The organism is Ruania alba (genome assembly GCF_900105765.1).
Classification (GTDB): Bacteria; Actinomycetota; Actinomycetes; order Actinomycetales; family Beutenbergiaceae; genus Ruania; species Ruania alba.
This window is the reverse complement of record NZ_FNTX01000001.1, coordinates 264,341-282,600: the sequence shown is the minus strand read 5'-3', so window position 1 is coordinate 282,600 and position 18,260 is coordinate 264,341. Positions and strand designations below refer to the sequence as shown.

The 18,260-nt window shown below is 69.2% G+C and carries 22 protein-coding genes and 4 tRNA genes; 6 read left to right on the top strand and 20 right to left on the bottom strand.

The features are described from left to right. Positions 1-11: 11 nt before the first annotated feature. The 7 genes from rplL to BLU77_RS01235 all read right to left on the bottom strand — a co-directional run bounded on the left by rplL (position 12) and on the right by BLU77_RS01235 (position 4,274). Positions 12-404, bottom strand: coding sequence for a 50S ribosomal protein L7/L12 (rplL, locus tag BLU77_RS01265; protein ID WP_089771338.1), 393 nt, complete (start codon positions 402-404; stop codon positions 12-14). A 78-nt stretch (positions 405-482) separates the two neighbouring features. Next, positions 483-1,010: a 50S ribosomal protein L10 gene (gene rplJ, locus BLU77_RS01260; protein WP_089771337.1), complete on the bottom strand. Its 528-nt coding sequence runs from the start codon at positions 1,008-1,010 to the stop codon at positions 483-485. Between the two features lie 320 nt (positions 1,011-1,330). Continuing rightward, entirely contained in the window at positions 1,331-2,014 is a 684-nt protein-coding gene (gene rplA / locus BLU77_RS01255; protein ID WP_089771336.1) for a 50S ribosomal protein L1, read from the bottom strand. A 130-nt stretch (positions 2,015-2,144) separates the two neighbouring features. After that, positions 2,145-2,573 (bottom strand): 50S ribosomal protein L11, encoded by a 429-nt coding sequence (gene rplK / locus BLU77_RS01250; protein WP_089771335.1) that lies wholly within the window; start codon positions 2,571-2,573, stop codon positions 2,145-2,147. Positions 2,574-2,796: 223 nt separating this feature from the next. Beyond that, positions 2,797-3,549, bottom strand: coding sequence for a transcription termination/antitermination protein NusG (nusG, locus tag BLU77_RS01245; RefSeq protein WP_089771334.1), 753 nt, complete (start codon positions 3,547-3,549; stop codon positions 2,797-2,799). A gap of 88 nt (positions 3,550-3,637) precedes the next feature. Continuing rightward, entirely contained in the window at positions 3,638-4,150 is a 513-nt protein-coding gene (gene secE / locus BLU77_RS22990) for a preprotein translocase subunit SecE (protein ID WP_342741431.1), read from the bottom strand. 51 nt (positions 4,151-4,201) lie between these two features. Continuing rightward, positions 4,202-4,274: transfer RNA gene (locus tag BLU77_RS01235), tRNA-Trp, on the bottom strand. Between the two features lie 128 nt (positions 4,275-4,402). On the opposite strand from BLU77_RS01235, the gene BLU77_RS01230 reads away from it, so the two are divergent. From BLU77_RS01230 to BLU77_RS01220, 3 genes are all read left to right on the top strand, one after another. Beyond that, positions 4,403-5,941 (top strand): sensor histidine kinase, encoded by a 1,539-nt coding sequence (locus BLU77_RS01230; RefSeq protein WP_089771333.1) that lies wholly within the window; start codon positions 4,403-4,405, stop codon positions 5,939-5,941. Further along, on the top strand, positions 5,938-6,597 hold the full coding sequence (locus BLU77_RS01225) for a response regulator transcription factor (RefSeq protein WP_089771332.1): 660 nt from the start codon (positions 5,938-5,940) through the stop codon (positions 6,595-6,597). The genes BLU77_RS01230 and BLU77_RS01225 overlap by 4 nt, the downstream gene beginning before the upstream one ends. A gap of 214 nt (positions 6,598-6,811) precedes the next feature. Further along, a complete protein-coding gene (locus BLU77_RS01220) occupies positions 6,812-7,069 on the top strand; it encodes a DUF6069 family protein (protein ID WP_342741430.1) in 258 nt (85 codons plus the stop codon). Between the two features lie 24 nt (positions 7,070-7,093). Here BLU77_RS01220 and BLU77_RS01215 read toward each other — a convergent pair whose 3' ends face one another. From BLU77_RS01215 to BLU77_RS01205, 3 genes are all read right to left on the bottom strand, one after another. Beyond that, a complete protein-coding gene (locus BLU77_RS01215; protein WP_089771330.1) occupies positions 7,094-7,591 on the bottom strand; it encodes a hypothetical protein in 498 nt (165 codons plus the stop codon). A 105-nt stretch (positions 7,592-7,696) separates the two neighbouring features. After that, positions 7,697-8,185, bottom strand: a complete 489-nt coding sequence (locus BLU77_RS01210; RefSeq protein WP_139177510.1) for a hypothetical protein — start codon at positions 8,183-8,185, stop codon at positions 7,697-7,699. Next, positions 8,182-9,414, bottom strand: coding sequence for a phosphotransferase (locus BLU77_RS01205; RefSeq protein ID WP_089771328.1), 1,233 nt, complete (start codon positions 9,412-9,414; stop codon positions 8,182-8,184). Before BLU77_RS01205 ends, BLU77_RS01210 begins: the two co-directional genes overlap by 4 nt. A gap of 63 nt (positions 9,415-9,477) precedes the next feature. On the opposite strand from BLU77_RS01205, the gene BLU77_RS01200 reads away from it, so the two are divergent. After that, the gene (locus BLU77_RS01200) at positions 9,478-10,506 is read left to right on the top strand and encodes an adenosine deaminase (RefSeq protein WP_281242025.1); all 1,029 of its coding nucleotides are present in this window, start codon (positions 9,478-9,480) and stop codon (positions 10,504-10,506) included. Positions 10,507-10,521: 15 nt separating this feature from the next. On the opposite strand, the gene BLU77_RS01195 is transcribed toward BLU77_RS01200, so the two are convergent. Together BLU77_RS01195 and BLU77_RS01190 are read right to left on the bottom strand one after the other, a co-directional pair. Further along, complete coding sequence (locus BLU77_RS01195) at positions 10,522-11,616, bottom strand: UDP-N-acetylmuramate dehydrogenase (protein ID WP_089772894.1); 1,095 nt, start codon at positions 11,614-11,616, stop codon at positions 10,522-10,524. Positions 11,617-11,662: 46 nt separating this feature from the next. Further along, positions 11,663-12,916 (bottom strand): MFS transporter, encoded by a 1,254-nt coding sequence (locus BLU77_RS01190; RefSeq protein ID WP_089771326.1) that lies wholly within the window; start codon positions 12,914-12,916, stop codon positions 11,663-11,665. Positions 12,917-13,045: 129 nt separating this feature from the next. On the opposite strand from BLU77_RS01190, the gene BLU77_RS01185 reads away from it, so the two are divergent. Beyond that, positions 13,046-14,089: a LacI family DNA-binding transcriptional regulator gene (locus BLU77_RS01185; RefSeq protein ID WP_089771325.1), complete on the top strand. Its 1,044-nt coding sequence runs from the start codon at positions 13,046-13,048 to the stop codon at positions 14,087-14,089. A 153-nt stretch (positions 14,090-14,242) separates the two neighbouring features. Here the strand turns inward: BLU77_RS01185 and BLU77_RS01180 are convergent, their stop codons facing one another. The 6 genes from BLU77_RS01180 to BLU77_RS01155 all read right to left on the bottom strand — a co-directional run bounded on the left by BLU77_RS01180 (position 14,243) and on the right by BLU77_RS01155 (position 15,884). After that, on the bottom strand, positions 14,243-14,674 hold the full coding sequence (locus tag BLU77_RS01180; protein WP_089771324.1) for a MaoC family dehydratase: 432 nt from the start codon (positions 14,672-14,674) through the stop codon (positions 14,243-14,245). Then, positions 14,671-15,123: an FAS1-like dehydratase domain-containing protein gene (locus tag BLU77_RS01175; RefSeq protein WP_089771323.1), complete on the bottom strand. Its 453-nt coding sequence runs from the start codon at positions 15,121-15,123 to the stop codon at positions 14,671-14,673. Before BLU77_RS01175 ends, BLU77_RS01180 begins: the two co-directional genes overlap by 4 nt. A gap of 10 nt (positions 15,124-15,133) precedes the next feature. Then, positions 15,134-15,304: a 50S ribosomal protein L33 gene (gene rpmG / locus BLU77_RS01170; RefSeq protein ID WP_089771322.1), complete on the bottom strand. Its 171-nt coding sequence runs from the start codon at positions 15,302-15,304 to the stop codon at positions 15,134-15,136. Between the two features lie 58 nt (positions 15,305-15,362). Then, positions 15,363-15,436 (bottom strand) — tRNA-Met (locus tag BLU77_RS01165). Between the two features lie 50 nt (positions 15,437-15,486). Further along, positions 15,487-15,559, bottom strand: a tRNA-Thr gene (locus BLU77_RS01160). Positions 15,560-15,799: 240 nt separating this feature from the next. Further along, positions 15,800-15,884 (bottom strand) — tRNA-Tyr (locus BLU77_RS01155). A gap of 99 nt (positions 15,885-15,983) precedes the next feature. On the opposite strand from BLU77_RS01155, the gene BLU77_RS01150 reads away from it, so the two are divergent. Next, complete coding sequence (locus BLU77_RS01150) at positions 15,984-16,481, top strand: YajQ family cyclic di-GMP-binding protein (RefSeq protein ID WP_089772893.1); 498 nt, start codon at positions 15,984-15,986, stop codon at positions 16,479-16,481. A 37-nt stretch (positions 16,482-16,518) separates the two neighbouring features. Here the strand turns inward: BLU77_RS01150 and BLU77_RS01145 are convergent, their stop codons facing one another. Together BLU77_RS01145 and htpX are read right to left on the bottom strand one after the other, a co-directional pair. After that, entirely contained in the window at positions 16,519-17,250 is a 732-nt protein-coding gene (locus tag BLU77_RS01145) for a DUF899 family protein (RefSeq protein WP_089771321.1), read from the bottom strand. Between the two features lie 120 nt (positions 17,251-17,370). Beyond that, on the bottom strand, positions 17,371-18,258 hold the full coding sequence (htpX, locus tag BLU77_RS01140; RefSeq protein ID WP_089771320.1) for a zinc metalloprotease HtpX: 888 nt from the start codon (positions 18,256-18,258) through the stop codon (positions 17,371-17,373). Positions 18,259-18,260 lie beyond the last annotated feature (2 nt).

The window sequence follows — 18,260 nt, the reverse complement described above, 5'->3', positions numbered from 1 at the left end:
GCCCGCTCCGATCACTTGAGGGTGACGGTGGCGCCGGCGCCCTCGAGCGCCTCCTTGGCCTTGTCGGCAGCGTCCTTGTCCACGCCCTCGACAACCGGCTTCGGGGCGCCGTCAACCAGGTCCTTGGCCTCCTTCAGACCGAGGCTGGTGAGGGCGCGCACCTCCTTGATGACCTGGATCTTCTTGTCGCCGACGCTCTCGAGGACGACGTCGAACTCGGTCTGCTCCTCCTCAGCGGCGGCCTCGCCACCACCGGCGGGGGCGCCACCGGCAACGGCGACAGCGGCCGGGGCCGCAGCGGTGACCTCGAAGGTCTCCTCGAACTGCTTCACGAACTCGGAGAGCTCGATGAGGGTCAGTTCCTTGAAAGCGTCAATGAGCTCGTCGGTGCTGAGCTTCGCCATGATCGGCGTTCCTTCCTGTTGTGCCTGCTTGCGCGGGATGCGAGAAGCGGCAGGGGTGGGTAGGTGAGGCGAGGCCGGTCAGGCCGCAGCCTCGCTCGCCTGCTTCTCACGCAGGGCTTCGATGGTGCGAACGGCCTTGGAGGCCGGAGCGTTGAAGACGTACGCCGCCTGGTGCAGCTTGGCCTTCATGGCGCCCGCGGCCTTGGCCAGTAGCACCTCACGGGACTCGAGGTCCGCGAGCTTGGTGATGTCCTCGGCGCTCAGGGTGCGCCCGTCGAGGACACCGCCCTTGACGACGAGATTGGGGTTCGCCTTGGCGAAGTCACGCAAGCCCTTGGCTGCCGCGACCGGGTCGCCTTCGACGAAGGCGATGGCCGTGGGGCCGGAGAGCTGGCCGTCGAACGCGTCGACGCCGGCTTCCTTGGCCGCCAGGTTGGTGAGCGTGTTCTTCACCACGGCGTAGCTGGTGGTACTGCCGAGCGTCGTACGCAGCTGCTGGAGCTGAGCGACGGTGAGCCCGCGGTACTCCGTCAGCACTGCGGCCGGGGACTGGCGGAACTTCTCTGCCAGTTCGGCGACAGCCGCTGCCTTGTCAGGCCGTGCCATGAGCCCTCCTTCCGTGATGTGCCGCCGGCCTAGGTCAGACATGACGAAGGCCCCGCGCAGATGCACGGGGCCTGAGATTCCATCACGCACGACGGCGTTGGAGGGTTCTGCAGATCTCGTTCACCTGCGCTGGCTCCGCTGTGTGCGGACTTAACCCCCGCCATAGTGACGGGCGACCGGCGGTCTGAGGCAGGCACCACTCTAGCGGGTCCGCGACCGTGCTCCAACTCGGGCTCAGGTGAGATGGCGCACAGCCGGGATGCGAACGACCCGAGCCCGCCGAAGCGGAACTCGGGCCGTACGCTGGTCGAGCAGTGCTGTCAGCCGGCTGCCAGCGGGATACCCGGCCCCATGGTGGTGCTGAGGACCGCCTTGCTGATGTAGCGCCCCTTCGACGAGGACGGCTTGAGCCGCAGGATCTCCTCGTGGGCTGCCGCGTAGTTCTCCAGCAGCTGCGTCTCGGTGAACGAGACCTTGCCGATGATGAACTGCAGGTTGGCGTGCTTGTCCACGCGGAAGTCGATCTTTCCGCCCTTGATGTCGGTGACGGCCTTGGTCACGTCCATCGTCACCGTGCCGGTCTTCGGGTTCGGCATCAGCCCTCGGGGACCGAGCACGCGGCCCAGGCGACCCACCTTGCCCATCAGGTCCGGCGTGGCCACCGCCGCGTCGAAGTCGGTGTATCCGCCGGCCACCTTCTCGATCAGCTCGTCTCCGCCAACCTCGTCGGCGCCGGCGGCGATCGCCTGCTCGGCGCGCTCGCCGGTCGCGAACACGACCACCCGGGCAGTCTTGCCGGTGCCGTGCGGAAGGTTCACGGTGCCACGAACCATCTGGTCCGCCTTACGGGGGTCCACACCGAGACGGAAGGCAACCTCGACGGTCTCGTCGAACTTGGTACCCGCCGTCTTCTTGGCCAGTTGCACGGCCTCGGTCGGGCTGTAGAGCTCGGAACGATCGACGAGCTCGGTCGCCTTGCGGTAGTTCTTGCTGCGCGTTGCCATCTGCTTCTCCTCGTGTCAGCAGTCGTGGTACGGGCCCGCGCGGACCCTCCCACTGGGTGGCCGTCCGGACGGTGGTCCGGACGGGATGGGCCGCGCCGTCAGTGACGAGCGGCCCGCGTATGAGTGAGGCTCAGGAGACCGTGATGCCCATCGAGCGCGCAGTTCCGGCGATGATCTTCGCGGCTGCGTCCATGTCGCGGGCGTTCAGGTCTTCCATCTTCGTCTCGGCGATCTCGCGCACCTGGTCCTGGGTGAGCGTGCCGACCTTCGCAGTGTGCGGCGTGCCGGACCCCTTGGCGACGCCGGCTGCCTTCTTGATGAGCTCGGCTGCGGGCGGAGTCTTGGTGATGAAGGTGAACGAGCGGTCTTCGTAGACCGTGATCTCTACCGGGATCACGTTGCCGCGCTGGGACTCGGTCGCGGCGTTGTAGGCCTTGCAGAACTCCATGATGTTCACGCCGTGCTGACCGAGGGCGGGCCCGATCGGCGGGGCCGGATTGGCAGCACCGGCCTGGATCTGGAGCTTGATCAGGCCAGAGACCTTCTTCTTGGGAGGCATATCAGATTCGCTTTCTAGGTGGTGGGCCGACGCCGTGGGCGATGACCCGGTTGCAATCCGAAGCTAACTTCGGATCCCGAGGGCGGAGCCCTCGGAAGTCTGTGATTGGGAGTCACGGGGGCTTGCCCCGTGCGTGGGTCCTTTAGGGGGAACACGGGGGGCGAAGCCCCCGTGCGTGTGTGGTTTTTCGTGGGGGTACGCGGGGGCGGAGCCCCCGTGCGTTTCAGATCTTGGCGACCTGGTTGAACGACAGCTCGACCGGCGTCTCGCGGCCGAAGATCGAGACCAGCACCTTGAGCTTCTGGTTCTCGGCGTTGATCTCGGAGATGGTGGCCGGCAACGTGTCGAACGGGCCGTCGGTGACGGTGACCGACTCGCCGACGGAGAAGTCGACCTGTACGGCCGATGCCGCCGACTTACCGCCGGAGGGCTGCGCCGTCGGGGCCTTGGACCCGATGTTGGTGGCCAGCATCGACATGACCTCGTCCATGGTCAGCGGAACCGGTGAGTGCGTGTGTCCGACGAAACCGGTGACGCCCGGTGTGTGCCGGACGGCACCCCAGGACTCGTCGGTGAGGTCCATCCGCACGAGCACGTAGCTGGGCACGCGGACCCGGCGCACGACCTTGCGGACGGAGTTCTTGATCTCGACGACTTCTTCCATCGGCACCTCGACGCCGAAGATGTAGTCCTCCATGTTGAGCGACTGGATCCGCGATTCCAGGTTCGCCTTCACCCGGTTCTCATATCCGGCGTAGGAGTGGATCACGTACCACTCGCCCGGAAGCGAACGCAGCTCGGAGCGGAACGCCTCAACGGGGTCCTCCACCACGTCCTCAGCAGCAGCGGGAGCGTCGACGGTCGCGTCCTCGACCACAGCCTCGCCGTCACCGGCCACGGCGCTCTCGCCGTCCGTGACGTCCGCCGGCACGTCCGCCGCCGACACGTCCCCGGTGGGGTGAGTCTCTTCAGACACGTCCTGACCTACTTCCCTTGAGTCTCTTCAGTGTTCCAGCCTGTCGCCGGATCGTCGATGTTCGCAGCCCTGACGAGCCTGCGGCGGCTCAGCCGCCGAACGCCCAGAGCACCAGACGGCCGAAGCCGTAGTCCAGCACGCCCACGTAGGCCATCATCACGATCAAGAACACGATGACGACGGCCACGTAGGTCAGGAGCTCTGTGCGGGTGGGAGTGACGACCTTGCGGAGTTCAGCGATCACCTGGCGGATGAAGCGCCAGATCCGTGCGAAGGCATTCGGCTGGGCGGCACGGGCCGCCTCAGCCTCAGACCGCGACGCCGTACGACGCCCCTTGCCCGCATCGTCCGCGCGCACCGAGGCGCTCGCGCGCTTCGAACGACGCTCCGCCACAGCGGCCGCGGCAGCCTCGGTCTCCGCCGAGTCCTCGCCCTTGGACTCGTCCGCGCCGGCGGATTCGTCCACCGGGGAGCCCTCGTTCGACTCGTCCGCGCCGGACTCGTGCTCAGCCGCCTGGTCGAGGTCGTCTTCCCCGCGGGCAGCGTCGTCACGACCGACGTCGTCGGGCTCGCCCGAATCGGCGTTGGTGGAGTTGCTCACGGATGTGTCCTCGGATCGGCTGGCCTGGGTTTCACCCTCGCGGGTGAGGAGCAGGGCAGGAGGGACTCGAACCCACAACCGCCGGTTTTGGAGACCGGTGCGCTACCAATTGCGCCACTGCCCTTCGCAGCAGTCGACACCGCCTGGGACGGACCGGTCTTTCCAGGAACCGGGCACGAACCAGCATGGCGGACGTCAACCACCTGGCGAGGAGTCTACCCGGCGAGTGCGCGTGAGTCGAACCGCCCAGGGATGACCCCCGACACGCCACCGGAGGCGTCGGATCATCGTGAGCAGGGATACTGGCACCGTGCGTCTGCGCTTTCCCCACCCCGAACCAGTGTCCGCACGCGCGCACTGGCGGCACTGACGATCCTCTCCGCGCTCGCACTCGCAGCGGCCGGGGTGAGTGCCTACTCGCTGGAACGCGATCGGAGCCTGGCTCGCCTGGACGACTCGCTGAACCGGTCCGCGGAGGAGATCCGCACTCTCGCCGAGATCGGCGTCGACCCGAGTACCGGGGAGCCGTTCGCCTCCGTCTCGGCGGTGCTGCGCACGGTGCTCAGTCGCGTGGTGCCGGCCACCCATGAGGCGCTGGCAGGGTTCATCGACGGGGAGGTCTCACACGTCCCGGAGATCGCCACCTCGTTCCGGATCGAGGACGACCCGGAACTGCTGACCGCCGTCTCGCCCGCCTCAGGATGGGACCGGGCCGACGTTTTCACGGTCGAGACCTCCCAACGCACCTATCGGGTCCTCGCGCTGCCCGTCACCACCGACCCGCCCAGTGAGCCGGGCGCCCTGGTCCTCGCGTTCGACGTGGATGCCGAGTACGACCAGATCGAGGGCACGTTCCGCACCTATGCACTCGTGGCAGTGGCTGCCCTGGCCTGGATCACCCTGATCGGCTGGTTCGTGGTGGGTCAGCTGCTCGCCCCCCTGAAAGTTCTACGGACCACCGCCGAGGAGATCGGCTCCTCGGACGATCTGAGCCGCCGAATCACCCTGTCCGGGAACGACGACCTCGCCCTACTCAGTGCCACGTTCAACGACATGCTCGCCAGGCTCGACCACGCCTTCACATCACAGCGTCAGTTGTTGGACGACGTAGGTCACGAACTGCGCACACCGTTGACCATCGTCCGTGGCCACCTCGAACTGATGGACCCCACGGACGCCGACGACGCGGCGACCACGCGGGCGCTCGCCCTGGACGAGCTCGACCGGATGAACCTCCTGGTCGAGGATCTGATGACGCTGGCGAAGTCGAGGCGTCCCGACTTCGTCACCCGCTCCGAGGTCGACGTGGCCCTGCTCACCGACGACGTGCTGGCCAAGGCCGCCACACTGGGCTCGCGACGATGGGTGCTCGACTCCTTGGCGGACGTGCGCATCCAGGCCGATCCGAGGCGACTCACCCAGGCGTTGCTGCAGCTGGCGAGCAACGCGGTGAAGTTCTCTGCGGACGGCTCCACCGTGGCCGTCGGGTCCGCGCTCTCGAGCGACGAGACCACCGTGTCACTCTGGGTGCGGGACGAGGGCGTCGGGATACCCGAGGCTGACCAGGAGCGGGTGTTCGGTCGCTTCGAGCGTCTCGACCCGGTGACCGAAGGCATCGGGCTCGGACTCCCGATCGTGGCTTCCATCGCCGAGGCACACGGTGGACGCACCACCGTCGACTCCGCTCCTGGCGCCGGGACGACGATCACCATCCACCTGCCCGTGGTCGATTCCGTGACTGACGCGCACCACAAGGCCCCGACCGACACCGCTTCGAAGGAGCACCGATGAGTCAGATCCTGATCGCCGAGGATGAGGAGCGGATCGCTTCGTTCGTTGCCAAGGGCCTCCGGTCAGCGGGGTACGCCCCGACGGCGGTCGGCACCGGCACTGAGGCGATCGACCTGGCGAGCACCGGGGAGTTCGATCTGCTGGTCCTCGACCTCGGGCTCCCGGACCAGGACGGGTTCACCGTGCTGCGCACCATCCGCTCGCTCGGTGTGGCGATCCCCGTGATCATCCTCACGGCGCGTTCCTCCGTGACCGACACCGTGGCGGGTTTGGAGGGTGGGGCCGACGACTACATGGCCAAGCCGTTCCGGTTCGAAGAACTGCTCGCCCGGGTGCGGCTCCGGCTCCGCGCCGAGTCCGGTGGCGCCGAACCGACCGTCCTCACCCACGGCGACCTGTCCCTGGATCTGCGCACCCGCCGGGCACGAGTGCACGATCGGGAGGTGGACCTCTCGGCGCGGGAGTTCACCCTGGCCGAGACGTTCCTGCGTAGCCCTGGGCAGGTGTTGAGTCGGGAACAGTTGCTCTCCCGAGTCTGGGGGTACGACTTCGATCCCGGCTCGAACGTGGTGGACGTCTACGTGCGCTACCTGCGTAAGAAACTCGGAGCGCAGCGATTCGAGACCGTGCGTGGGATGGGGTACCGGCTCAGCTGACCGGCGCCACTCGCTCCCGGAGATGCTCAGCCGGCGGCGGCGTGCCAGAGGAGGGCGAGGTGGGTCCGATTCGACGGCGGCCACGCCGCCGGTGCCACCGGCGGAGACCGACCGGGCCACGATCGTGGCCCGGTGAGCGCAGTGGCAGCCAGAGGATGACCGCCGTCAGGCGCCGTCGTGCAGGTCCTCGCTGTCCCGGTCGCTGGGGTATCACTTGTCGCCCGGCCCGGCGGGGCCGTACATACCCGAGATGACCATGGCAATCGGGGCGGTGCTCGTGGCCGGACTGGTCTCAGCGTTGCTCGGCTGGGCTGCCGGCGCCATGCTGGAACACCTCACCCGGCGCGCGGACACGGTGTGGACGATCACGGCTGCCGACGGCGCAGCCTCCGTGGTCGTGGTGGCGCTTCACCTGGTGGTGGGCACCACCCTGATCATCGGACTGCCGGCACGGTCCCGGCGCGGAGCCTGACCGGACCGGCGGTCCGCATCCTGATCAGTCCCCGGAGTCAGCCGAGGGCGCGCTGTCCGCGGATGCCGGGCTGTCCGCCGATGCCGGGCTGGCCGGGCTCGGCGCACTCGCCGGGCTGGCCGGGCTCGGCGCACTGGCCGGGCTCGGCGCACTGGCCGGGCTGGCCGGGCTCGGCGCACTGACCGGGCTCGGTGCACTGGCCGGGCTCGGCGCACTCGCCGGCGTCTGCGCGCTGACCGGGCTCGGCGCACTGACCGGGCTGGCAGGCGTCTGCGCACTCGCCGGCGTGGTCGCCGATGTCGCGGTCACCGAGGACACCGCACTCTGCGTGGCCACGGCAGCAGGGTTCGCCGTCACTGCCTCGGACGCCACGGACGCCTTGGCGGCCTCCGGCAGTCCAGCCACCTGGACGGCCGACTGGTCGAAGTTGTCGCCCGGGTCAGCAGCGGCGGCAACCGCACCAGCGGCGACCGCGACCACACCGAGTGCTCCGGTAGCGATCCATGCGTTGCGAGTGTTCATCGTGTCTCCTTGTGATCATGCCCCGAACCGGGACGAGGTGATGGTGATATCGATAGTGGGCGCTGCACATGAGAGCCGAGGGAGGGGGCAATGAGAGGGCTCTCATCAATCGTCCGCAGACTCCGCCGAAGGCGGGCTGTCCGGGCTGTCCGGGCTGTCCGCACTGGCCTGATCCGCCGGGCTGTCAGCCATGGCCGGGCTGTCGGCGCTCACGGCGGGGACGAGCGGCACGCGCTCCGGGGAGTGACTGGCCCCCGACGAGGAGGTCGAGGTGCCCGACTGCCCGGACCCCGACGAGCTCGCACCGGAGGATCCGGAGCTGCTGGTGGATTCCGTCCCCGAGGTCTCGCTCGCGTCCGGCGCCTCGGCCGCCGACACCGCGGTGCGTACCGTGCTGTCCCCGCCAGCATCCGAGGTGCTCGCGTCCGAGACCTCGCGCTCCTCCCCCGCTCGCGGATCGCCGATCGGGCCGGCGACCACGATCGCTGCTCCTGCCTCGTCGGCGGTCGCGCCAGGGCCGGTCACGAGCACCGCGCCCACCACTCCCGCCACGCCGAGCACGCCGGTGGCCATCCATGCACTGCTTCTACTCATGCGCTCCCCCGCTCGTCCTGTGCGCGCGCCAGCCAACGTCCCGCCACCTCGAGCCGGGCTCGTCCCAGCTCGACATTGGTCCCGGCCACGAGGGAGAGGACCACGGCCGCCGCTCGCGCTGCCAAGACCGCCGGATCGACCCGTCGGGCGAACGACGCAAACCAGGCCTCGGTGAGCTCGGCCACGTGCGGGTACCGCGTGGGCGCGAGGGTCGGCAGGACACTCAGGTGTCCCAACATCGTCGCCAGATCGTCCTCCCGGGCACCGGGGCCGAGAGAGTCCAGGTCGATCGCTCCGCAGACCCGGCCGCGGGTGGTGAACACGTTGGCTTCGTAGAAGTCGCCGTGCGTGGGCACGGTGTCCGGGGCGGACCGGCTAGCGAGGATCGCATGGACCCCGCGCTCGAGTTCGGTGATCAGGGAGGCCGACGCCGGCTGGGCAGCCCGTGCTGCCTCGGCGTGGAAGTCGATCCGGTCCACCCACGAGGCACGTTTCGGCAGGGACAGCACGGTCTCCGGCAGCCCGTCGAGCCAGGTGACCAGTTCCTGCGGGTCAGGCAGGTCGCTCGGGCGCTCGGAGGCTCCGGCGATCGCTTCAGCCAGTGGCACACCGGTCATCGCCGCGAGGACCACCACCCCTGGCACTGGCTCTCCGAGCACTCGCGGGGCAGGCACCCCTGCGTCGTCGAGCACCTGGTGGCGCCGGATCAAGCGGGCGGAACGGTTCGGTGGAAGGACCTTGAGAAAAGCGGATGCCGACGTCACGCCATTCTCAGCACGGATCACGGCACGCCGCGTGGGCCGGTATCCGAGCAGCTGCACCCGCACGCCCGAGGCTTCCCCTGCCACACCGGCGTCCAGGTCTCGCAGCCAGCGACTGACCTCCACGGGGTCCAGTGCAGCGCGCAGGCCGGGGAGGGCAGGGTCGTCCGGACGGCGCCACACCCGCACCTGGTGAGCGCCGTTGTCGAGAACCGCCACGGAGGGGGCGTCCGGGACGGTGGCCGTGCTCGCCACGAAGTGCTCCCGGACTGTGTGCCCCTGCGTCCGGTAGCCGACCGAGTAGACCGCGCTCACACCGATCCCGGGCCGGTGGTGCACGGCATCGACCTCGACGGCGAGGTCGGCCGGCGCCTGGTCCGTACCGATGGCGGCCCGCACCAGGTCGTCCGCGTCCGCCCCGGCGAGCAGGGTCAGGTCATCGGGCACAAGCGTGGTCACGGTTGTCATCCCATCGACGTTGCATGGGTGCTTGGTGAGAGGAACATGAGAGAACTCTCATACAGTGGCACAGTGGCACGTGACCTGCGAGCGCTCCCGAAGGCGCACCTGCACCTGCATTTCACCGGGTCGATGAACGCCCACACCCTGAGCGATCTCGCCACCGAGGCCGGGGTGCAGCTCCCGGAGACGCTCCGGGAGGCCGTCGCCGCCGATGCGCTGCGTCTACCTGCGAATGAACGGGGCTGGTTCCGGTTCCAACGGATGTACGACGCGGCTCGCGCGGTGGTGCGGTCCGAGGCAGCGATGCGCCGGCTCGTGCACGAGGCCGCCCGGGCCGATGCCGACGAGGGTTCTCGCCGCCTGGAGATCCAGGTGGACCCGACCTCCTACGCGCCATTCGTCGGCGGCATCACCCCGGCATTGGAGATCGTCACCGATGCCGCACGGGAGGCGAGCGCGATCACAGGCGTCGAGATCGGCGTCATCGTGGCTTCCTCGCGCACCCGGCATCCACTGGACGCACGCACCCTGGCGCGCCTCGCCGTCCGGCACGCCGGTGACGGACCGGGAGAGGTGATCGGTTTCGGTCTGAGCAACGATGAACGCCGCGGGACCACCTCGGAGTTCGGCCCGGCGTTCCGGATCGCCGCCCGTGCCGGGCTGCTGCTCGCCCCACACGGTGGGGAGTTGCTCGGACCGGATCACGTGGCCGAGGTGGTCGCCCACCTGCACCCGGACCGGCTTGGGCACGGCGTCCGTGCCGCCGAGGACCCGGCACTGCTGGACCGGATCGTCGCCGACGGGATAGGACTCGAGGTATGCCCGGCGTCGAACGTCTCCCTCGGAGTGTTCTCGACGGCGGAGCAGGTCCCACTACGGCGGCTGCTCACCGCGGGGGCGAACATCGCCCTCGGCGCTGACGACCCGCTGCTGTTCGGGTCGCGGCTGCTCGCCCAGTACGAGACCGCCCGGCACGTGCACGGCCTGACCGATGCCGAGCTCGCCGAGTTGGCCCGCGGGTCGATCCGCGCCAGCCGTGCAAGCCAGACCTCCCGGACGGCGATGCTCGCCGACGTGGACGCCTGGCTCGCGGCGTAGCGCGCTCGGCGGTCGCTACAGGCTCGTGCCCACCAGCACCGGCTCGGGAGCAAGCACGATGTCGAACCTGTTCCGGACGCCGTCACGGACCTCTCGGGCGAGTGCGAGCAGCTCGGCGGCCGTGGCACCGCCGGTGTTGGTCAGGGCAAGGACGTGCTTGGTCGAGAGTGCCGCGGGTCCGGGCGACCCGTACCCCTTGGCGAAGCCGGCCCGGGAGATCAGCCAGGCGGCACTGGTCTTCACCTGCTCCCCCGCCGGGAAGCGTGGGGCATCGGCGGGTAGGCGAGCCGCCCGGTCGGCGCTGAGCACCGGGTTGGTGAAGAACGAACCGGCACTCCAGGTGTCGTGGTCGGCCTCGTCGAGCACCATGCCCTTTCCCTGCCGCAAGCTCAGGACGGCGTCACGCACCTCGGCTGACGCGGCACGTTCACCCAAGGAGACGCCGAGCGCCGAGGCCAGTTCCGGGTAGCGCACGGGTGCGCTGGTGTCGGCCAGCGCGAATTGGAACCCGACATCGAGGACCACATAGCGGGGCGTGGGGCGCCAGGACGTGCCAGTGCCATCGTCGCCGAAGGAGTCCTTGAGCACGGAGCTGCGGTAGCCGAAGCCGAGTTCGGAGCGGGCCAGCGTCCGGACTTTCCCGGCAGCCCGGTCCCAGGTACGCACCGTGGAGATCACCTCGGCGACCTCCTGCCCGTAGGCGCCGACGTTCTGCACCGGGGTGGCGCCGGTCGACCCCGGGATGCCGGAGAGCGCCTCGATCCCGCGCCAGCCTTCGGCGACCGCTCGGAGCACGACGTCGTCCCAGGGCTGGCCAGCCGTGACCCGGACGGCGGCCCCGCCGCAGCTGTCCTGGCTCTCGACGGTGATGCCGCGGCGGGCGTCTCGTACGACGACACCCGCGAAGCCCTCGTCGGCGACGAGCATGTTGGAGCCGCCGCCGAGCACGAGCAGCGGTTCGCCGGCACGATCAGCTGCTGCGATGGTCTGGACGAGCTCCTCCTCAGATGCAGCGTCCACGAACTGGGCAGCCGGACCCCCGACGCGGAACGTGGTCAGGTCCGCCAGCCGCGGCAGCGCGGTTCCGGTGGTCGGGGGCTGGGGGGTCATGAGCGACCACTCTACGCAGGCTTCTGCGTCCTGCGCGCCGGAGGTGTCAGCGAGATTCATCGGCCGGACTGGGCTGATCGGCGGCGTCGTGATCGTCGTGTTCCGGGAGCGGACGTGCCGCGGGGATCACCAGCAGTCCGACGATCAACGGCACCATGATGGCCAGGAGGGCATTCCTGGTTCCGATCGAGTCGGCCAGGAGTCCGATGAACCCGGGCCCGATCAGGAACGCGGCGTAGCCGATGGTGGAGACCACCGACAGTCGTGCCGCAGCCTTGGCCGGGTCGTCCGAGGCCGCGCTCATTCCGACCGGGAACCCCAGGGCAGCACCCATCCCCCACAGCACTGCCCCGACGAGGGCCAGCGGCAACCACGGGACGAGGGCGAACATGCCGAGCCCGATGATCGCCAGCGCCGTGCACAGCCGGAGCACTGCGACACGGCCGAACCGGTTCAACAGGGCGGTGCCCAGGAAGCGCATCACCGTCATCCCGACCAGGAAGATCGCCAGGCCGACGGCACCGACCTCGTTCGGAGCGCCGAAACCGTCCACGACGGCGAGCGCGAGCCAGTCGTTCGCAGCCCCCTCGGTCAGTGCGGCCGCAAGGACCACCAGCCCCACCATCAGGGTGCGCGGCTCGAACCAGACCCGCAGGTAGGAGGTGCCCGGGCCACGGCGGGCGGCGCCGTCGGGGTCCTCGGGTGAGTCGGCCGCCGGGGCGCGATCCGGGAGGAATCCGCGGGTACAGACGATCACGGCGATCAGTGCCACGCCGATCACGGTGAGCACGTGCAGCGGTACCCCGATCCCGGCGCGGATCACCAGTGCGCCGACGCCGGCACCGAAGACGGTGCCGATGGAGAACCCGCCGTGGAACCACGGCATGATCGCGCGATCGAGCGCCCGCTCCACGACGGTGCCGGCATAGTTCATCGCGACATCCCAGCCACCGATCCCCATGGTGGCCACGAACAGCCCACAGACCAGCAACCACACCGCGCCCGTGGCCACACCGGTCACGCCGAGCGTCAGGCCGACGGCGGCAACAGCAGCCGCGATCGCCACGCTGGCTCGTGCGCCGATCCGCCCGATCACCCGTCCGGTCAGCGGCATCGCCAGCAGCGAGCCGAGTGACCCGACCAGGATGATCAGACCCAGCTGGCCCTCGGACAGGTGCAGCTCGTCCCGGATCGTGGGGATGCGGGAGAGCCAGTTCGCGAAGGTGAAGCCGTTCAGGGTGAACGTGGCGAAGACCAGGGCAGCAGCCCGGCGCGCACGGGCGTCAGCAGGAGGAGGCATGAAGGCTTTCGGCAGTAGTCATGAAGAGGCTCATCCGGTCCAACGCGCGGGGCAGCGGCGGATGTGAGGTGGCCTAGGCTATGGTGCGCACCTGCCGAGGGCTGGTCAAACTGCGACGAAAGGATCCGGGTGAGTGCTCGCGCCACGTTGACTGACGTCGCGCGCACGGCGGGAGTCTCGCTCTCGACGGCGTCCCTCGCCTTCTCCGGTGCCGGCCCCATCTCCGGTGCCACCAGAGACCGGGTGCTCGCGGCAGCGAACGCGCTCGGCTATGCCGGGCCGAACCCTGTGGCGGCCTCATTGCGACGCGGTCAGAGCAAGATCATCGGCGTTCTCGTCGGGCGGGACCTCCGCGTGAACTTCCGTGACCCGGTGGCGGTGCAGACGCTCGGCGGAGTAGCCAGTGCACTGGGCGACGCCGCTCGCGGCATGCTGCTGGTCCCCGCGGCCGACGACGAGCTGGCCGGCGGCCAGCACCTGATCAGGCACGGCTCGATGGACGCCGCCGTGGTGCTGCACGCCAGCGGCCGGGAAACCTCACGGATCCTGCGCGGCCGTGGCGTGCCGATGGTCTGGGTCGACCGGGCCGGGCCGGGCGCCGTCTCGGTGCGGGTCCAGGACAAGGAGGGCATGGCCGCCCTCGGCCGGCACCTGGTGGGCCTGGGGCACCGTCACGTTGCCCTGGCCACCATGCCGTGGACCCGCGCCCGAACGGCAGGACCGGTGAATCTCGCCGGGCCTCGGCCGCAGGCACGCTACATCGGGGACCGGCTCGCGGGGCTCACCGAGGCCGGCATCCACCCGGTGGCGGTGGAGTCCACGACAGGGTCGCTGGTGGAAGAGGGCATCCGCGCCGGACATGCACTGCTGGACCGGTCCCCCCGGCCCACGGCCCTGGTGGGATTCAGCGACCTGATCGCTGCCGGGTTGCTCCTCGCCGCGAACGAGCGGGGCCTGCGCGTTCCCGAGGACGTCTCCGTCGCAGGCTTCGATGGGGTGGACCTTCCCTGGTTGGGCGAGCACCGCCTCACCTCGGTGGTTCAGCCCGCGCAGGAGAAAGGCGAACAGGCAGCGCGCACGGCGGTCGCTCTCGCCGACGGGGAGCAGCCTCGGCCCGTGGTGCTCGAGTGCCACCTGCGGGTGGGCACGACCACCGGGCCGGCGCCGACCTGACCGCCTGGGCTCTTCCCAGCTCTCCCCCGGCTCTCCCCCGGCTCTCCCCCGGCGCCGAGCGCAATGTTGTGCGGCGTTTTCCGCGGAGAACGCCGCACAAGATTGCGTTCGGCGCGAGGGCGTCTGAGGGCGCGGGCGGGCTGAGTGGTGGTCTCAGTGCAGGCGGACCTGCGCCTGGCTCTTGCCGAGCACGGCGGTGCCGTCCAGAGTGACGGCGAGGTCCACACGGGCGGTGCCGGCGTCGGTATCGAGAGCGCCGAGCGTCGCCACCACCTCGAGCCGGGCCTCGCCCGGGTCGGGGACGGGCACCGGGCGGGTGAACCGGACCGCGTAGGAGACCAGCTCGCCCGGGTCGCCGAGCCAGTCCGTGAGCGTGGCCGAGGCGATCCCCATGGTGAGCATGCCGTGCGCGATCACGCCGGGCAGCCCCACCTCGGTGGCGAACCGGTCGTTCCAATGGATCGGGTTGAAGTCGCCGCTTGCACCGGCGTAACGCACCAGACGTGCGCGGTCCACGGCGACCGTGGTCCGGTACAACTCGCTACCGACCTCAGTGGCAGCGGTGACGGTGTTCGCGGTACTCACGAGCCCTCCCCACGTACTGCCAGGGTCGAGGTGACGGTACAGACTGCCTGGCCTGCGCCGTCGGCAATCTCGCAGCGGGTGGTGACCATGGCGATCCCGGCTCGTTCGGTGACGGCGTCCACGTGCACGGCGGTGTGCAGCTCGTCCCCGGCCACGATCGGGCGGTGGTGGGTGAAGCCCTCATTGGCGTGCACCACGCGGGAGAAGTCGATCCCGGCCTCGGGGTCCTCGATGTACTCGGACTCGGCCCGCTGCGCGATCAGCACCGCGAAGGTGGCCGGGGCGACGACGTCGTCGTAACCGTGCGCCCGGGCAACGTCCGGATCGGTGTGCAGGGCAGCCGTCGCGCCGACGGCGGTGGCGAACTCGGCGATCTTGGCACGGGATACGCCATAGGGCGGGGTTCCAGTGAACACCCGCCCTATGAAGTCTGCGTTGACTGCGCTCATCGCGTGTGGATCAGCGGGTCTCGCGGTGGTTGGTCTTGGCGTTGCAGCGTGCGCAGTACTTCGCCAGCTCGAGCCGGTCGGGGTTGTTCCGACGGTTCTTCTTGGTGATGTAGTTGCGCTCCTTGCACACGTCGCAGGCAAGGGTGATCTTCGGACGGACGTCCGCGGACTTGGTGGCCATTGGTCTTCCTCACGAGTTGCCCCGCCCGGTCCGGGCTGGGATTGCGGCGCTGGTTGTGTAGCGGGAGCGGGGATCGAACCCGCGACCTCACGATTATGAGTCGTGCGCTCTGACCGTCTGAGCTACCCCGCCGCGTCCTGCCGGACCTGCGACCGGCGGGTCGCAGGCCAGGCACAGACCAGAGCCCCGAAAGGGAATCGAACCCTTGACCTTCTCCTTACCATGGAGACGCTCTGCCGACTGAGCTATCGGGGCAGCGGGATCGAGGGTACATGCTCTTCGGGTCCAAGGTGAAATCGACGGGGCATCTGTGGTGCGGACCACTTTCTCCTCAAGCTTGACGGCCTACGTGGCCGCTCGGCCTTCTCGGCCAGACCGTGATCTGTGATCTGTGGTTGATCTCACGCTACCCGCGGTGACCGGATGGCGCAGGCGGATCCGTGGGCGGAGACGACGAACGGGGCGCCTCCCGAAGGAGACGCCCCGTCTACGCTCTGGTGGCGGGTGCAGGATTCGAACCTGCGAAGCATTCCGCGGCTGATTTACAGTCAGCTCCCTTTGGCCGCTCGGGCAACCCGCCGTATGGTCGAAGGACCGGGTGGAACAATACCAACTTCAGCGGGACTTCGTGACCACCGACCGTCACCCGGCGGTCGACACAGCCGAGAAGGAGATCAGCGTGGCGAGTGATTCCTCGTTCGACGTCGTCAGCAAGGTGGACCGGCAGGAGGTCGACAACGCCCTGAACCAGGCCGCAAAGGAGATCTCCCAGCGGTACGACTTCCGGAACGTCGGTGCCTCGATCGCCTGGAGCGGTGAGGCGATCGTGATGACGGCGAACACCGCCGAGCGGGTGCTCGCGATCCTGGACGTGTTCCAGTCCAAGCTGATCCGCCGCGGCGTTTCGCTGAAGGCGATCGACACCGGCGAGGACGAGCCGCAGCCGTCCGGCAAGGAATATCGCCTGGCCGGCACCCTGAAGGAGGGTCTGTCCAGCGAGAATGCGAAGAAGATCACCAAGCTGATCCGGGACGAGGGCCCGAAGGGTGTGAAGACCCAGATCACCGGTGACGAAGTGCGGGTCAGCTCGAAGAAGCGGGACGACCTGCAGGTGGTCATCGCCATGCTCAAGGACGCCGACATCGATGCGGCGCTGCAGTTCGTGAACTACCGCTGACGACACTGCTGTTCTCCGCCGGAGGACGGTTCGACGGTCATCCGTCCAGACGGTCGGACCATCCTTCCGCGAGCCGCGGCCAGTGTGGGATGGGGCGGCCGTCGAGGTTCCCACCCGCGTGCTGCCACTCCTGCTGCGGCCACCCCGGGGGCACGTCCTGCCAGGTCTCCTGACGCCCGTACGGCGTCAGGTCCATCAACGCGTAACTGTTGTCCAGCTCCTCCACTCCCCGCCGCGTGGTCCAGTAGGTCTCGAAGACCTGGTCCCCCTCGCGCAGGTAGCAGACGATGAACATCATCGACGGGTCCCGACCGACGAGCAGAGATGTTCGGGACAACTCCGGTACGCCGTACCAAGGGGTCTGCCAGCCGAGGAAGTCGCGGTAGCGCACGCTCTCGGCGTACGGGCCTTTGCAGAGGATCGCGAAGGTGATGTCCCTGGAGTGCAGGTAGGACAGTTCCCGCACTTGGCTGGCGCACCAGGTGCAACCGCCGCACTGCTCGGCGGCGGGGTGCCCCGGATGCCACATGAAGAAGTAGGCGAGCAGCTGCCTGCGCCCCTCGAACGCGTCGAGCAGCGATGTCGTGCCGTCCGGCCCGTGCAGCGGCGTCGCGGCATCGACCGCCACCATCGGCAGACGACGACGGGCCGCGGCGATGGCGTCTCGCTCGCGCGTGTTCGCCTTCTCGCGGGCCCGGAGCTCGTCGATCTCGGCCTGCCACGTGGCTCGGTCGACAACCGGGGGTGCAGGCCAGGAGGCGTCGGTCATGGTGTTCGCTCCAGACGGGGCTCGAGCAACCGGGATCGTTGCACCGTAGGCCGCAGTGTTCGCAGCCGTCAATCACCCGCCTAGCACGCGCGCACACCACACATGCGCCGGCCGGTCCGCTCAGCGCTGCCAGCCGCCCCGGGCCATCTCCTCCAGGCGGGAGATGCGCTCAGCCATCGGCGGGTGTGTGGCGAACAGCTTCGAGACGGCTCCTGCCTTGAACGGGTTGGCGATCATCAGGTGCGAGACGTCTGCCAGGTCGCCGTCCGGGCGCAACGGACGGGCCGCCGTCCCGCTCTCCAGCTTGCGCAAGGCCGAGGCCAGGGCGAGCGGATCACCAGAGAGCGTGGCGCCATCGGCGTCCGCGTCGTACTCCCTGGTGCGGGAGATGGCCAGCTGGATCAACGTGGCCGCGAACGGGGCAAGCAGTGCCATGGCGATCATGCCGATCAGACCCAACGGTCCGGCGCCCCGGTCACGTCCTCCCCCGCCGAAGAACAGCAGGAACTGTGCGACGGAGGTGATCACCCCGGCCAGCGCCGCCGCCACCGAGGAGGTCAGGATGTCGCGGTTGTAGACGTGCGAGAGCTCGTGGGCGAGCACCCCCCGCAGTTCCCGCTCATCCAGCAGACCCAAGATGCCGAGCGTGCAGCACACTGCCGCGTTCCGCGGGTTCCGACCGGTCGCGAAGGCGTTCGGCGCATCGGTCGGCGAGACGTACAGCCGCGGCATCGGCTGCCGCGCCGCGGTAGAGAGCTCGCGCACGATCGCATACATCGCGGGCGCCTCGGCCTCGCTCACCGGGCGTGCGCGCATCGCACGGATCGCGATGGTGTCGGAGCGCCAGTACGAGATGAACGTCACGACCACGCCGACCCCGGCGAACGCCCAGATCCAGATCGACCGCCCGGTCCCCGAGGCCACGAGCGCCCCGAGACCGAGCACCACCGCCCACAGCACGCCGAACAGCGCAGCAGTCTTCGCACCGTTCATCCACGTGCGCGACATGC

Excerpts from the sequence above, each read along its gene's own strand:
- BLU77_RS01195 (WP_089772894.1), bottom strand. The coding sequence starts at position 11,616 with ATGACCCCCCAGCCCCCGACCACCGGAACCGCGCTGCCGCGGCTGGCG.
- BLU77_RS01205 (WP_089771328.1), bottom strand. The coding sequence starts at position 9,414 with ATGACAACCGTGACCACGCTTGTGCCCGATGACCTGACCCTGCTCGCC.
- rplA (WP_089771336.1), bottom strand. The coding sequence starts at position 2,014 with ATGGCAACGCGCAGCAAGAACTACCGCAAGGCGACCGAGCTCGTCGAT.
- rplJ (WP_089771337.1), bottom strand. The coding sequence starts at position 1,010 with ATGGCACGGCCTGACAAGGCAGCGGCTGTCGCCGAACTGGCAGAGAAG.
- BLU77_RS01225 (WP_089771332.1), top strand. The coding sequence starts at position 5,938 with ATGAGTCAGATCCTGATCGCCGAGGATGAGGAGCGGATCGCTTCGTTC.
- rplK (WP_089771335.1), bottom strand. The coding sequence starts at position 2,573 with ATGCCTCCCAAGAAGAAGGTCTCTGGCCTGATCAAGCTCCAGATCCAG.
- rplL (WP_089771338.1), bottom strand. The coding sequence starts at position 404 with ATGGCGAAGCTCAGCACCGACGAGCTCATTGACGCTTTCAAGGAACTG.
- BLU77_RS01175 (WP_089771323.1), bottom strand. The coding sequence starts at position 15,123 with ATGAGCGCAGTCAACGCAGACTTCATAGGGCGGGTGTTCACTGGAACC.
- rpmG (WP_089771322.1), bottom strand. The coding sequence starts at position 15,304 with ATGGCCACCAAGTCCGCGGACGTCCGTCCGAAGATCACCCTTGCCTGC.
- BLU77_RS01215 (WP_089771330.1), bottom strand. The coding sequence starts at position 7,591 with ATGAACACTCGCAACGCATGGATCGCTACCGGAGCACTCGGTGTGGTC.
- BLU77_RS01145 (WP_089771321.1), bottom strand. The coding sequence starts at position 17,250 with ATGACCGACGCCTCCTGGCCTGCACCCCCGGTTGTCGACCGAGCCACG.
- BLU77_RS01230 (WP_089771333.1), top strand. The coding sequence starts at position 4,403 with ATGACCCCCGACACGCCACCGGAGGCGTCGGATCATCGTGAGCAGGGA.
- BLU77_RS01190 (WP_089771326.1), bottom strand. The coding sequence starts at position 12,916 with ATGCCTCCTCCTGCTGACGCCCGTGCGCGCCGGGCTGCTGCCCTGGTC.
- BLU77_RS01210 (WP_139177510.1), bottom strand. The coding sequence starts at position 8,185 with ATGAGTAGAAGCAGTGCATGGATGGCCACCGGCGTGCTCGGCGTGGCG.
- htpX (WP_089771320.1), bottom strand. The coding sequence starts at position 18,258 with ATGTCGCGCACGTGGATGAACGGTGCGAAGACTGCTGCGCTGTTCGGC.